This is a genomic window from Aliidiomarina maris (assembly GCF_003987335.1).
Classification (GTDB): domain Bacteria; phylum Pseudomonadota; class Gammaproteobacteria; order Enterobacterales; family Alteromonadaceae; genus Aliidiomarina; species Aliidiomarina maris.
In genome coordinates, this window is the sequence record NZ_PIPK01000009.1 from 80,814 (window position 1) to 94,749 (window position 13,936).

The following is a 13,936-nucleotide window of genomic DNA, read 5'->3' on the forward strand; positions in this document are numbered from 1 at the left end:
AGGGCGCAAGCAATTGTGTGTAGCCCTCTGGGGACAAGTCATTATGAAGTATGACCATATAAAACAAGCGTTGTATCGCAAAATCGAGTCCGGCGAATGGCCTGAGCACCATCCGGTGAGCTCTGAAAATCAACTCGCGAAAGACTTTAATGTCAGCCGCATGACCGCACGGCGTGCATTACAAGAGCTGGCAGACGAAGGCTTAGTGGTGCGTAACCGCGGCGCAGGCACCTTTGTGGCGCCATTGAAGTCGCAGTCGGCGCTCCTTACGATTCGTAATATTGCCGATGAAATTCGTCTGCGTAAGCATCGCCATCACGCGGTGGTGCAACTGCTCGAAGAAGTTGAAGCCGAGCCAAGTATTGCGACTTCGCTAGAGCTGCCCCAAGGCACCAGAGTATGGCATTCGGTGATTACCCACTTTGAAAATGGTCACGCCGTGCAGGTCGAGGACCGCTATGTGAACCCGCAATTAGTGCCCGACTATTTAGATCAAGACTTCACCCAAGCCACGCCACACGAATACCTATGTGAAATGACACCGTTAACCCAGGCTAGCCACATGATAGAAGCCGTGTTGCCAACCCGTCAGCAACAGATTTGGTTAAGCATGTCTATGCCAGAACCTTGTCTGCAAGTGCAGCGCCGTACCTGGAGCCGTGACGGAGTGGTCAGCCACGCCGTGCTCACCCATCCAGGTAGTCGCTTCCGCCTTGGCGGGCACATGACTTTTACCCGCAGAACACCGCGCTCAAAGCCGCAGGAGTAATCATGCAAGACCCAAGACTAGACCCAAATCGAACTATTAAAGCCCCGCGCGGCAGCGAGAAAACAGCCCTGAGCTGGCAGACTGAAGCCGCCAAGCGCATGTTAATGAATAACCTGGACCCTGAGGTTGCTGAGCATCCTCAAGGTTTGGTGGTATACGGCGGTATTGGACGCGCGGCACGTGATTGGGCGTGCTTCGATAAAATCGTTGAGGTGCTCGATCGCTTGCAAGACGACGAGTCGTTATTGGTCCAAAGCGGTAAGCCGGTGGGGGTATTCAAAACCCACAGTAACGCGCCACGCGTGTTAATTGCGAATTCTAACTTGGTGCCGCAATGGGCAAATTGGGAGCACTTCAACGAGTTAGATAAGCAAGGCTTGATGATGTACGGTCAAATGACCGCGGGTTCCTGGATTTACATTGGCTCTCAAGGCATTGTTCAAGGCACCTACGAAACCTTTGGTGCGGTTGCTAAGCAACACTTTGATGGCGACGCCGCAGGTAAGTGGATTCTAACTGGTGGCTTGGGCGGTATGGGTGGTGCGCAACCATTAGCCGCGACCATGGCGGGCTTTTCGATGTTGGCGGTCGAAGTGGATGAAAGCCGTATCGATTTTCGTTTGCGCACGCGTTACGTGGATGTCAAAGCCACCAGCTTGGACCAAGCGCTGGAGTATATAGAAGCGGCCAAACACGATGGCAAAGCGATATCGGTAGGCTTACTTGGTAATGCCGCCGATGTGTTTGCTGAGCTGGTTGAGCGCGGCATTACGCCGGACGTAGTGACCGATCAAACCTCAGCCCACGACCCATTGAATGGTTATTTACCTCAGGGCTGGACCATGCAACAGGCAGCTAGCGAACGCGTAAGCCACAGCAGTGAGGTAGTAAAAGCGGCAAAGCAGTCAATGGCGGTACAGGTACGCGCCATGCTAGCCATGCAAACGCGCGGCGCCGCGGTGCTGGATTACGGCAACAATATTCGCCAAATGGCGAAAGACGTAGGTGTTGATAACGCCTTTGATTTCCCTGGCTTTGTTCCCGCCTATATTCGTCCACTGTTTTGTCAGGGCATTGGCCCGTTCCGTTGGGTCGCGCTGTCTGGTGATCCGGAAGACATCTACAAGACCGATGCCAAAGTAAAGGAACTGATTACTGACGATGCGCACCTGCATAACTGGCTCGATATGGCGCGCGAGCGCATTGCATTTCAAGGCTTGCCAGCGCGCATTTGCTGGATCGGACTAAAAGACAGAGCGCGGATAGCACGTGCGTTCAACCAGATGGTTAAAAATGGCGAGTTAAAAGCACCGGTTGTGATTGGACGTGATCATTTAGATTCCGGCTCTGTAGCCAGCCCTAATCGCGAAACAGAGGCCATGCTTGACGGCTCCGACGCAGTGTCTGATTGGCCGTTACTGAACGCGCTTTTGAGCACTGCAGGCGGCGCCACTTGGGTCAGCCTGCACCATGGCGGTGGTGTTGGTATGGGCTACTCGCAGCATTCCGGTGTGGTGATTGTCGCGGATGGCACCGATGAAGCCGATGCGCGCTTAGCCCGTGTGCTATGGAACGACCCTGCCACAGGCGTGATGCGTCATGCCGACGCAGGCTATGAAATTGCTAAGCGCTGTGCCCAAGAGCAACAGCTCGACTTACCTATGTTAAAAGATTAAGCGAGACCGGTAATGAGTGGATTTGAGTTACAACCTGGCCAACTAACCTTAAGTCAATTACGTCAGTTTGACCGTGCACCGGTGCAATTAAGCCTGTCAGCATCAAGTCGGGAACGTATCGACCAAGCGGCGCAAACCGTGGCGGATGTACTCGCTGCAGGGCGTGTGGTCTACGGTATCAATACTGGCTTCGGCTTACTGGCGAATACCCGAATTAAGCCCGAAGAATTGACTGAGCTACAACGCAAAATTGTACTGTCCCATGCGGCGGGTATAGGTCGGTTTATGTCGGACGAGGTAGTACGTCTGATGCTGGTGCTAAAAATTAACTCATTGGCACGTGGCTTCTCAGGTGTACGCCTTGAAGTGATGGATGCGCTTATCAGCCTACTGAACCATGAAGTGTACCCCTGTGTGCCAGAAAAAGGCTCTGTGGGTGCCAGTGGCGATTTAGCCCCGCTTGCGCACCTTGTGTTGCCACTGCTAGGTGAAGGCCAAGTACGTGTCAACGGGCAAGTCATGAGCGCTAAAGAAGGTTTACGCCATGCGGGCTTGAGCCCGATGGAGCTGGCCCCGAAAGAAGGCTTAGCGCTGTTAAATGGCACCCAAGCATCAACGGCCTTGGCGCTACATGGCCTGTTCGCGATTCAGGATGTGTTTCATGCGGCACTGTTGACCGGCAGTATGAGCGTAGAAGCCGCACTTGGTTCTCGCACACCTTTTGATGCGCGTATTCACGAAGTGCGTGGGCAGCCTGGACAAATCAAAGTCGCTGCCGCGTTGCGTGGCATTTTGCAGCCAAGTAGCGAGATCGGTGGCTCGCACGAAAATTGTGGCAAAGTTCAAGACCCCTACTCGCTGCGTTGTCAGCCTCAAGTTATGGGCGCCATTTATGACCAAATTGAGTTCAATGCCAGTGTGCTTGAGCGTGAAGCCAATGGCGTTACGGATAACCCGCTGGTGTTTGCTGAGGACAACGACATTCTCTCGGGCGGTAACTTCCATGCGGAGCCGGTGGCATTAGCGGCAGATGCATTAGCCATTGCATGTAGCGAAATCGGTGCATTGTCTGAGCGTCGCATGGCACTACTTATCGATCAGAATTTAAGTAATTTACCGCCGTTCCTGGTGAATAATGGTGGGGTGAACTCAGGTTTTATGCTGGCGCAGGTGACCGCGGCGGCATTGGCTTCAGAGAACAAAACCTTGGCACACCCAGCATCGGTAGATAGCTTACCGACGTCTGCCAACCAGGAAGACCATGTGTCGATGGCCACCTTCGCGGCGCGCCGCTTACAAGATATCAGCGATAACACCGCGCATATCTTGGCGGTAGAACTGCTGGCGGCAGCTCAAGGGTTGGACTTTAGACGCCCGTTGAAATCGTCGCCAACGTTGGAGCAAGTGCACGCCACCGTGCGTCGCGATGTCAGCTTTTATAGTGAAGATCGCTATTTTTCACCGGATATTGAGGCGATTGGCCGCTTAATCTTAAGTGGTGAATTAACTGGATTGTGTCCGCTGAGTAGCTACCACTAAGCATGCAGCGCAAGAGGCCAGCGCCCGTCGCTTTTATGGGCGCTGTGCTTTTTATGGGCGCTGCGCTTTTTATGGGCGCTGCGCTTTTTATGGGCGCTGCGCTTTGACCACATAACGGCCGTTAAAGTAGGCCACTGGGGTGTCTTCGTCATAGACTGTGACATCGACATTGAGGTGAGCGTTTTTATGCTTGCGCAGCACCTGCATATTCCCATGTAAGTCTTCTAAATACACCACCGCACGCGGTTCGCTGGCGAGGGGCTTGAGGTACTTAATTGAGCCTTCGGCCAATACCACCGCGCCATCCAACTCTTTTTCCTGTAACTGTAGCTGCACCATACCCCAGCCGGTTAAGGTGGCTAACGAGTAAATGCTGCCTGCGAACATAGTGTCATGCACATTCACATTGCGGGCTAAATTCGCTCGCGTTTCTAAACTGCGACCCGTGTATTGGTATATGCGAATGCCCATCGCATCACTAATCGGAATTTGCTGCTGCCAAGTCTGCTGTAATTCGTGACACCAGCGCGGACGGTAAATAATGTGGTTACTGGCATCAATGTACTTAACCAACTGGTGCTCAGCCATCGGATTGTTGACGGTATCGGCTTCTTCTTTCAGCTCATAACCGCACTTCAAATAAAACCCTAACGTGGTATCACGGGAATTAATAATCACCCGCGTTGCACCTTGGTCGCGCGCTTTTAGCTCAAGAAATTGAATAATTCGCACGCCATGCCCTTCGCCTTGCAGGTCAGGCTTTACCGCCATAAAACGAATTTGGGCTTCTTCAGGGCTATTAAAATGCAGGCGTCCGATGCCAATGGCTTGCTGGTCAGCGTCGACCAACATGCAGTGCTCACTGACCTGGTCGTATTCGTCTTGTTCTGAACCGCGTGGGCGTTTGAAAGGTTTGCGTAAAACCTCCCAACGCAACTGAAAATAGTCATTAAGCTGTTGTTCAGTGCTGGGTTGAATAATGGTGTATTGCATAGCTTCCTGATTTCCAGTGAATACCGTAAACTGGTGACATTGTTTTTAGCCCGGATACCCAAATCGTGTTACAGGCAGCTGACTTCCAACGCGAACTACTTAGTGCCGAGGTGTTGTACTTCACCGCAGAATCTGAGGTTAGAGTAGTGGTGATGGAGAATCAAGATTATCGTTTTATGCTAATGGGCGATGCGGTGCAAAGTATTATGAACCTGCAAGACCCTGCGGCACTCGAGTTCGCGCACCAACGGCTGATGTTAGCACAGTTAGACACTTTGCCAGCCGGTGCGCGCGTGTTGGAGTTGGGCTTAGGCGGTGGCAGCGCTGTGCGCCACGCAAACTTACGCGGTTTGGCCCTTGATTGGGTGACAGTTGAGCGCAGTAGTGAAGTGATTAACCTGTATTGGGATTACTTTGAGCCGACACCACCAACAGCGCCATTTAAGTTGCATATTGAATTAGCTGAGAGCCAGCAATATTTGGGTCAGGCGAAAAACAGTCAATTTGAGCTGATCTTATGTGACGTCTATGATCAACTGAGCCAAACCTTAGTGGCCAACTGCTTAAACCGCTTAAGCCCCAGTGGCGAGTTGGTGATCAATTGGTTGCCGCATATGCAGCTTGAAGGCCTTGACAGTACTGAGTTTTTCGCGCAATTGGCGGCACAGCATTCACTCCAGCACACATTGCAAACCGCGAGCGGCTTTGCGAACCAGATTCATCGCTTGCGGTTTAATGCTTAGGCAGCTGCTAACACACAAGGACATGTATGATTAATTGGCATAGACAAAAAATTCTGCTGTTTGGCGGTGGCAAGCACACCTTTAAGTTTCTTAAAGCCTTTGTGAACCGCTGCCTTGAAGACAAGGTCAGCGTGACTGCTGGGCATCTTACCTATGTCACTATGTTGTCACTGGTGCCGATGGTGGCGGTGATAGTGTCCGTGATGGCAAGTCTGCCTGCGTTCCAAGAGATTCGCGAAACCATGCAAGACCTTGTGATGGCGAACTTAGTGCCGTCTACTGGTGAGGCGCTGGAAAGCTATTTCGGCACTTTTATTGAAAATGCCCACCAGTTATCTGCTATTGGCGTAAGTTTCCTGTTTGTCGTGGCGATTATGTTGATGAGTAACATCGACAAATCGCTAAACCGTATTTGGCGAATTACGAAAAAACGCCGCTTCGTGGTGTCACTGGCGGTGTATTGGATGATTCTAACTTTGGGCCCAGTGCTGATTGGCTTGAGTATTGGCGCGAGCTCGTATCTACTGGCGTTAACTGCAGCGGCGGATGAGTATGTGCGTGGGATTAATTCATTAATGCTGACCTTGCTGCCGCTTATATCCACCACGGTCGCGTTCTTGCTGATTTATGTGCTGGTGCCGAATAAAGTCGTGCGCGTACGTCACGCCTTCTGGGGGGCCTTGGCCGCAGCCGTGTTATTTGAATTCGCGAAGAATGCATTCAGCATGTATTTACAATACTTTCCCACGTACGAACGCGTGTATGGCGCAGTGGCGACGATCCCAATCCTGATTGTGTGGATATATTTATCTTGGAATATTATTTTAATCGGCGCTGAAGTGACCGCCACGGTGGAAGAGTATCGCGGCGAAAATAAACCGGCGATGAACCGCGAAGAAGCAGAGCAACTGGCTGTCGATTTAGAGCCAGACGAGAACGACAACAAGGATAAAAAAAGGCCAGCATGAAAGCATTAATTCAACGCGTGCGCGAAGCCAGAGTCGAAGTCGGTGGTCAAGTAGTGGGCCAAATCCAGCATGGCCTGTTGGTGTTACTCGGGGTTGAGAAAGCCGACACCCAGGCACAAGCGCACAAGTTAGCGCAACGCGTGGTCGGTTATCGGATATTTTCCGATGCCGAAGATAAGATGAATCTGGATGTGCGCGATAGTGGCGGTGAGGTGTTAGTGGTATCGCAATTCACCCTTGCAGCGGATACGCGCAAAGGACGTCGTCCAAGCTTTTCAAGTGCCGCGTTGCCGCAGCAAGCGGATGCGTTATATCGCGAGTTCTGTGCTGCAGTAAGCGCTGAGGGTGTACGCGTTGCGACCGGTGAATTTGGCGCTGACATGCAAGTGCATTTGGTTAACGACGGTCCGGTGACTTTCAATTTAGAGACCTGAAACTTTTCTTTCAGCGTTCACGTATTTGAGCATACACCCACGTAAACAAGGCGTTTGTATGCATGCTCTTATTATTGGTGCGGCTGGTGGCATCGGCCGTGCGTTACTGGACCAACAAATCGCTGCGCAAGCTCAAGGTCACATAGACCAATTGTTTGCAGTCAGCCGACAGCCTAAACCGAGTGATATACCCGCAGCCGTTGAGTGGTTCCAGGTCGACGGCACGCTGCAAGGCTATCAACAGGCTTTCCGGGATTTAGAATCGCGCGATATTAAACTTCACCATATTATTTCTACGATTGGTTGGCTGCATCAAGGTGAATGGGGCCCAGAGCGTCGCATTGAGGCACTGAACGAAGCGCAGTTGGCGGAATACTTCGCGGTGAATGCCAGTTTGCCAATTTTGATTCTGCAAGCGCTTAAGCCTTTGTTACCTAAGAACGAGCTCGCAGTGGTCGCGCAGCTTGGCGCTAAAGTTGCGAGTATCAGCGATAATCACTTAGGGGGTTGGTACGGTTATCGCGCCTCAAAAGCCGCTTTAAATATGTTGTTTAAAACCGCAGCGATTGAATTTAAGCGCACACACAAGCAGCTTTGCTTGGCCGTGATTCATCCGGGCACCACAGACACAGAACTATCGAAACCATTTCAACAGCGTATTGCGGACGACAGCTTGTTTACCCCCGAATTAAGTGCGCAGCGCATTCTTGCGGTGATAGCGAACTTAAGCCCTGAGCAATCCGGTGGCTTTTGGTTTTGGGATGGTAAGGCTTTGCCTTATTAAGGCTCGTTGAAGTGGCTTGCCCCGTGGTCAAAAAAGGTTCATGCTGCACAGAGGTGAATTAAACAATACCCACTATACTGATAATTAAGAGGTATGCATGAACTACTTACTTGCACTGGTGTGCCCCCCAGTCAGTGTTTTTCTAAGTGGCGGCCGTCTACAGGTCGCCCTAAGTGCGGTGCTATTTGTATTGGCGATTGTAGCGCTGTATAGCGCGAATACAGGCGCCTTCATGGGTGGCTACGCTGCGGGGCCAGTCCTATACGTACTTGCGATTATTCACGCCTTTGTGCTGGCGCACCGCTTCTATCAACGCCAACAAGGCGAGCGCCACCCGCACCGTGGCACAAAAACCCAATCCAAATTGTAAAGACGAGGTAAAATCAACGGCTTTAATCGCACGCGAGCAGTAAACTGTCGCAGTATCAGATTTGCTAAGGAAGCAATATGCAACCCATTCAAGTAGTTAAACTCAGCCTTGTGCTGCCGTTTTTATTGTTCCTCAACGCATGTAGCGACACCAATGCCGCGCCTCAAGAAGGCGGTGTTAATTTACCTCGTGTGCTGGTAGTCACTGCAGAAAGCGAAAACTTGCGTTTAGAACGTTCTTTCCCAGGTAATACCCAAGGCTCGATGGTCGCTGAAGTGCGCTCGCGGGTGGAAGGTGTGCTCGAATCACGTAACTTCGAAGAAGGCCAGTATGTGCAGCAAGGCCAAGCCATGTTTAGCATTGAAAAGGCGCCTTATGAAGTTGAATTACAGCGTGCACGTTCTGATTTAGCCAGCGCAGAAGCGACATTTAATTCAGCCGAGCGTGACTGGCAGCGCGTCGAAAACCTATTTTCAGATGGCGCGATTAGCGGTCGCGAACGTGACCAAGCGCAGTCTTCGTTTGAACTTGCTCAAGCCGAACTGTTGGCGGCGCAAGCCACCGTACGCGACGCTGAATTACGTTTTAACTATACTGACATTGCCGCACCGATTGATGGCGTTGCAGGCCGTGAGCGAGTGTCCGTAGGTAACCTGATTAGTGAAGGCGAAATTCTGGCGACGATTACCCGCCTTGATCCGCTGTACATCACTTTTTCAGTCGCCGAGAATGACATCGCGGCGCGCTATTTGCTGCAAAACACTGCGATTGACGGCAGCCGTGACAACAACCCAACAGCTCGTTTGGTGCTACAAGACGGCACCACCCATCCGATGGAAGGGTTTATCGACTATGTGAGCCGCGTGATTTCAAGTGCTACGGGTACCATTGAAGCACGAGCGGTGATTCCAAACCCAGACATGGATTTGTTACCCGGTCAGTTTGTACGTGTGCAATTGCCACGCATTGAGGTGGCTAACGCCATTGCTGTGCCTCAGCGCGCAGTGGTGCAGTCAGGCCGCCGTTCAGTCGTGTATATCGTGGATGCCAATGACAGTATTCAGGTACGTGAAGTCACCTTAGGTGTGCGTGTTGGCAGCCGCATGCTGATTGAGCAGGGCTTGGCAGCTGGTGATCGTGTGGTGGTCGAGGGGCTTTCTTTGCTTCGCCCTGGTGCTCGTGTGCGTGCAGAAGAAATGGATAACGAATGATTTCACATGTATTTATCCGACGCCCAGTGACGGCGTCGGTGCTTTCGATTTTAATTGTCCTCGCCGGCTTATTGGCCCTTCGTAGTTTACCTATTCAACAATACCCGCAAATTGTACCGCCACAGGTTGTGGCCAGCGCGACGTATTCCGGAGCCACTGCACAAACCGCATCAGACACCGTGGCAGCGCCGCTTGAGCTGTACATCAACGGCGTCGATAACATGCTGTATATGACCTCTTCTGCGGACGACAGTGGTGCCGTCAGTATTCGCGTAGTGTTTGAGGTTGGCACTGACATCGACCAAGCTGCTATTGATGTAGACTCAGCTGTGCAACGTGCAATGTCGCGCCTGCCCGAAGAAGTTCAGCGCGCGGGCGTGAGAATTAATAAAGAATCAGCGGCGATTTTAAAAATTGTCGCGATTACTTCACCCGACGGTAGCCGTGATTCGCTGTACCTCAATAACTATGCAACGCTAACGGTTCAGGACGAATTGAGCCGTATCAATGGCGTGGCTTCAGCCACTTTCTTCGGCTCCAAAACCTATGCAATGCGCATTTGGTTGCGCCCTGACCAACTGGCGAATTACGGCATGGTGCCAGCGGATGTCAGTTCAGCCATAAACGAGCAAAACTCGATGTTCTCAGCTGGTCGCTTTGGTGATTCGCCAAACCCTGAAAACCCGCAAGAACTGAGTATTCCAATTGAAACCGAAGGGCGTTTCTCATCGCCTGAGCAATTTGAAAACATTATTTTACGCGCTAATGCGGACGGCTCTGTGGTGCGTTTGTCGGACGTGGCACGGGTTGAGCTTGGCGCCTCGAACTACAACTTCGATGCGATTCAAAATGGCGAAACCGTAGTACCAATCGGCATTACCTTACGCCCAGGTGCCAACGCCCTTGAAGTATCACAAGCGGTCGATGAGGTGATGGAGCGTATGAGTCGTAACTTCCCATCAGGGGTTGGTTACAACATAGCGTTTGATACCACCGACTTTGTGCAGGTGTCGATTCAGCAGGTGGTGATTACGCTTATCCAAGCATTAGTTTTGGTCGTAGCGGTTATTTATCTGTTTTTACAGCGTTTGCGCGCAACCTTGATTCCGTTAATGGCCATCCCAGTGGCGCTGATTGGTGCATTCGCCGGCATGTTTGTGTTTGGCTTTAGCATTAACCTGCTGACCTTACTGGCGATTGTATTGTCGATAGGTATCGTGGTTGATGACGCCATTGTCGTGCTTGAAAACGTTGAGCGCCTGATGCGTGAAAAAGGCCTGACGGCGAAGCAAGCGGCGCAAGAGGCGATGACCGAAGTGTCGGGGCCAATCATTACCATGGTGCTGGTGTTGGTGTCGGTATTTATTCCGGTCGCGTTTTTAGGTGGCTTAGCTGGTGTCATGTACCAGCAGTTCGCGCTGACCATTGCGGTGTCGGTTGTCCTCTCGGGGCTCGTTGGCCTTACGCTGTCCCCGGCATTGTGTGCGCAAATTCTGAAGAACGAAGCGGAAACACCGCCCAAATTGCTGCAAAAGTTTAACCGCTTTTTTGACTATGCCACCCGCAAATACACGGACGGTGTGCGTTTTATGTTGAAGCGTAGCGGCTTAGCATTTGCTATTTTTGGGGTGTTGTCACTACTTGCCTACACGATTTTCTCACAATTGCCCGGCGGCTTAGTGCCAGACGAAGACCAAGGTTATATTTTGGTCTCGCATCAGTTGTCCGAAGGTGCGTCGTTGGAGCGGACCACTGAGTTCTCGATTGAATGGAACGAGATACTGCGCAATGAAGACATTGTCGAAAGTGCGCTTACCTTCATTGGCTATGACATGGTGAATGGCAATACACGTGCGAACGTCGGTGCCAGCTTCTTAACCTTAAAGTCGTGGGATGACCGTAACCTGCGCCGTGAAAGCTCGCAGCAGTTCGCCCAGCATATTAACCAGATTGGTGAGGACTACCCGCAAGCAATCGTGAGTGCGTTCAACCCACCACCGATTTCCGGTATCTCTACCACGGGCGGTATTGAGGCGTATTTGGTGGTCACTATGGAAGGCGACACCGAAGAGCTGATTAACCAAGTCGAGCGCTTAAGCAATTCGGCGAACCTACGCCCTGAACTGCAAGGTGTGCGAACCACACTGAATGCCGATGTTCCACGTTATCGCACCATCATCGACCGCGAGCGAGCAAAGTCGATGGGCGTCAACTTAAATGACGTTTTTAGCGCGATGAACCGCGTGTTTGGTCGCTCTTACGTGAATGACTTTAACTACTTAGGGCGCGCTTGGCGGGTCTACATGAGTGGTGAGTCAAGCTACCGTGCCGGGCCGGAAGACTTAGCCACCACCTTTGTGCGCTCAAACGACGGTGACATGGTGCCGCTGAACAGTATAGTGCGCTTAGAGCGCACTACAGGGCCAGACACCGTACACCGTTACAACAACCGCCCAGCGGCGCGTATCATTGGTGAACCGGCACCTGGCTACAGTACCGGTCAAGCCATTGCCGCGATGGAAGAAGTGGCGAACAATTTATTTGACCCGCAGTCAGGCTATCAATTGTTCTGGACCGGCGCTTCGCAGCAAGAGCAAGCCAGCGGTGGTGCAGGCGGCGCGGCATTTATGTTCGGTATCTTGATTGTATTTTTGCTATTGGCAGCGCAATACGAACGTTGGACGTTGCCGTTAGTGGTACTTACTGCGATTCCGTTCGCCGCCTTCGGTGCAGTGCTCGCGGTATGGATGGCGGGTATGCAGAACAATATCTACTTCCAGGTAGGTATGTTGGTGCTTATCGGCCTAGCGGCGAAAAACGCGATTTTGATCACGGAATTCGCGGTGCTGAACCGTGAGCGCGGTATGAGCGTGCGCGAAGCGGCGCTGGAAGCTTGCCGTCAGCGTTTCCGACCAATCTTAATGACGTCGCTGGCCTTTATTTTGGGCTCAGTACCCCTGGCGATAAGTTCGGGTGCTGGTGCTGCAGCCCGCAACGCGGTCGGCGTCACTGTAGTCGGCGGTATGTTAGTCGCGACCTTCGTTTCGATATTCTTTATTCCGGTGTTCTACCAGTTTATTGAACGCAAGTTTGGCCGCAAGCCAACTAAAGGGCATAACATATAGCAATAATTTGCCACGACGACTGGAAACTAAGTAAGCCAGGTGTCATCTTTATCTGCACGCGAACAAACTGCGTAGGAATAAGATGCCCTGGCTTTTGTATAACTGGTTTTGATGAGGTGATGTATGAAAAATGAATTGAACATTCGTGAAATTCTGAATATTTTCGAAAAAATCAGTGACCATGGAGAATCGAAAGACGGCCGCCATGTGCTTGAGGGGATCACCGCGTTTACCGATCACGATGGCTACACAGTGTATATGGAAGGCCATAATACCAAGCTGCAAACTGGGTTTCATAATACCTATCGGCTTGACTATGACAGCCAACGCGATGCTGAACAATTTATGAAAAAGCTGAAATTTATCGATAAAGAGTACGATTAAGCTAACACGTGTACGCTAAAAGTTGTTAAGCTTGTCTGACCACTCGCAAGGCTTAATGAGGCAACTATGGGTTCTGCAAAATATTCACTCGGCGAAGAGATAGCCAATTCTGTGTCGCACGGCATTGGCGCGCTACTGAGCATGGTTGGGCTAGGCTTCCTAATTTGGCTATCGGTGCAATATGGCGACGTCTGGCATGTGGTCAGTACCGCAATATACGGCACCTCGTTGGTGCTTTTATACAGCGCTTCTACGCTATACCACGCAATCCCTCACCCTAAAGCCAAGCGCGTATTTCAACTGCTCGACCATTCAATGATATTCGTGCTGATTGCTGGTACCTACACGCCATTTGCCCTGGTGTCACTGCGTGGGCCTTGGGGCTGGACCTTGTTCGGAGTTGTTTGGGGCATCGCGATCGCGGGCATTATCTTAGAAACCGTCAAAAAAGAACGCATTAAATGGCTGTCACTCAGCCTTTACTTAGGCCTTGGCTGGATGGCGATAGTCGTCATTAAACCGATGATCGACTCAGTGCCAAGCGTCGGCTTATTGTTCTTGTTGGCGGGTGGTTTAAGTTATTCGCTTGGGGTCGTATTCTACGTACGCAAGCAAATGCTGTATCACCACGCTATATGGCACATGTTTGTGATGGCCGGTAGCGCATTGCACTTTTGCGCCGTGTTATTTGGCGTCGTCCTCGCCGACGCCTAATCTTCAAAGGTCTATTGAGGGTCTGCTTCGTAGACCAGAATGTCACCTGGTTGGCAGTGAAGCGCTGCGCAAACTGCCTCCAGGGTGCTAAATCGAATCGCTTTCACCTTACCATTCTTGAGCAGCGATAAGTTAGTCATCGAAACACCCACGCGCTCTGACAGCTCTTTCAGCGACATCTTGTTCTTAGCTAGCTCAATATCTAAATTGATGCGAATACCCATCT

General features: G+C 51.5%; 14 protein-coding genes. 12 read left to right on the top strand and 2 right to left on the bottom strand.

Translation table 11 applies throughout. The features are described 5' to 3' along the window. Positions 1-43 precede the first annotated feature (43 nt). The 3 genes from hutC to hutH are packed head-to-tail and all read left to right on the top strand — an operon-like array spanning position 44 to position 3,984. On the top strand, positions 44-769 hold the full coding sequence (hutC, locus tag CWE07_RS10215) for a histidine utilization repressor (protein ID WP_111569773.1): 726 nt from the start codon (positions 44-46) through the stop codon (positions 767-769). Between the two features lie 2 nt (positions 770-771). Continuing rightward, positions 772-2,445 (top strand): urocanate hydratase, encoded by a 1,674-nt coding sequence (gene hutU, locus CWE07_RS10220; protein WP_111569772.1) that lies wholly within the window; start codon positions 772-774, stop codon positions 2,443-2,445. Between the two features lie 12 nt (positions 2,446-2,457). Beyond that, the gene (gene hutH / locus CWE07_RS10225; protein ID WP_111569771.1) at positions 2,458-3,984 is read left to right on the top strand and encodes a histidine ammonia-lyase; all 1,527 of its coding nucleotides are present in this window, start codon (positions 2,458-2,460) and stop codon (positions 3,982-3,984) included. Positions 3,985-4,071: 87 nt separating this feature from the next. Here hutH and CWE07_RS10230 read toward each other — a convergent pair whose 3' ends face one another. Beyond that, complete coding sequence (locus tag CWE07_RS10230; protein WP_111569770.1) at positions 4,072-4,977, bottom strand: bifunctional GNAT family N-acetyltransferase/hotdog fold thioesterase; 906 nt, start codon at positions 4,975-4,977, stop codon at positions 4,072-4,074. Positions 4,978-5,042: 65 nt separating this feature from the next. Here CWE07_RS10230 and CWE07_RS10235 point away from each other — a divergent pair, with 65 nt between their 5' ends. The 9 genes from CWE07_RS10235 (at position 5,043) to trhA (ending at position 13,710) form a co-directional block, all read left to right on the top strand. Next, the gene (locus CWE07_RS10235; RefSeq protein WP_111569769.1) at positions 5,043-5,720 is read left to right on the top strand and encodes a spermidine synthase; all 678 of its coding nucleotides are present in this window, start codon (positions 5,043-5,045) and stop codon (positions 5,718-5,720) included. Positions 5,721-5,746: 26 nt separating this feature from the next. Then, positions 5,747-6,688, top strand: coding sequence for a virulence factor BrkB family protein (locus CWE07_RS10240; protein WP_111569768.1), 942 nt, complete (start codon positions 5,747-5,749; stop codon positions 6,686-6,688). After that, positions 6,685-7,122, top strand: coding sequence for a D-aminoacyl-tRNA deacylase (gene dtd, locus CWE07_RS10245; RefSeq protein ID WP_111569767.1), 438 nt, complete (start codon positions 6,685-6,687; stop codon positions 7,120-7,122). Before CWE07_RS10240 ends, dtd begins: the two co-directional genes overlap by 4 nt. A gap of 58 nt (positions 7,123-7,180) precedes the next feature. Beyond that, on the top strand, positions 7,181-7,906 hold the full coding sequence (locus CWE07_RS10250) for an SDR family NAD(P)-dependent oxidoreductase (protein WP_111569766.1): 726 nt from the start codon (positions 7,181-7,183) through the stop codon (positions 7,904-7,906). 97 nt (positions 7,907-8,003) lie between these two features. Continuing rightward, positions 8,004-8,276, top strand: a complete 273-nt coding sequence (locus CWE07_RS10255) for a hypothetical protein (RefSeq protein ID WP_111569765.1) — start codon at positions 8,004-8,006, stop codon at positions 8,274-8,276. 77 nt (positions 8,277-8,353) lie between these two features. Next, positions 8,354-9,487, top strand: a complete 1,134-nt coding sequence (locus tag CWE07_RS10260; RefSeq protein WP_111569764.1) for an efflux RND transporter periplasmic adaptor subunit — start codon at positions 8,354-8,356, stop codon at positions 9,485-9,487. After that, on the top strand, positions 9,484-12,612 hold the full coding sequence (locus tag CWE07_RS10265; protein ID WP_111569763.1) for an efflux RND transporter permease subunit: 3,129 nt from the start codon (positions 9,484-9,486) through the stop codon (positions 12,610-12,612). The genes CWE07_RS10260 and CWE07_RS10265 overlap by 4 nt, the downstream gene beginning before the upstream one ends. 123 nt (positions 12,613-12,735) lie before the next feature. Beyond that, entirely contained in the window at positions 12,736-12,996 is a 261-nt protein-coding gene (locus CWE07_RS10270) for a DUF3081 family protein (protein ID WP_111569762.1), read from the top strand. Between the two features lie 66 nt (positions 12,997-13,062). Continuing rightward, the gene (gene trhA / locus CWE07_RS10275) at positions 13,063-13,710 is read left to right on the top strand and encodes a PAQR family membrane homeostasis protein TrhA (protein WP_111569761.1); all 648 of its coding nucleotides are present in this window, start codon (positions 13,063-13,065) and stop codon (positions 13,708-13,710) included. An 11-nt stretch (positions 13,711-13,721) separates the two neighbouring features. On the opposite strand, the gene CWE07_RS10280 is transcribed toward trhA, so the two are convergent. Further along, entirely contained in the window at positions 13,722-13,934 is a 213-nt protein-coding gene (locus CWE07_RS10280) for a helix-turn-helix domain-containing protein (protein ID WP_111569760.1), read from the bottom strand. Positions 13,935-13,936 lie beyond the last annotated feature (2 nt).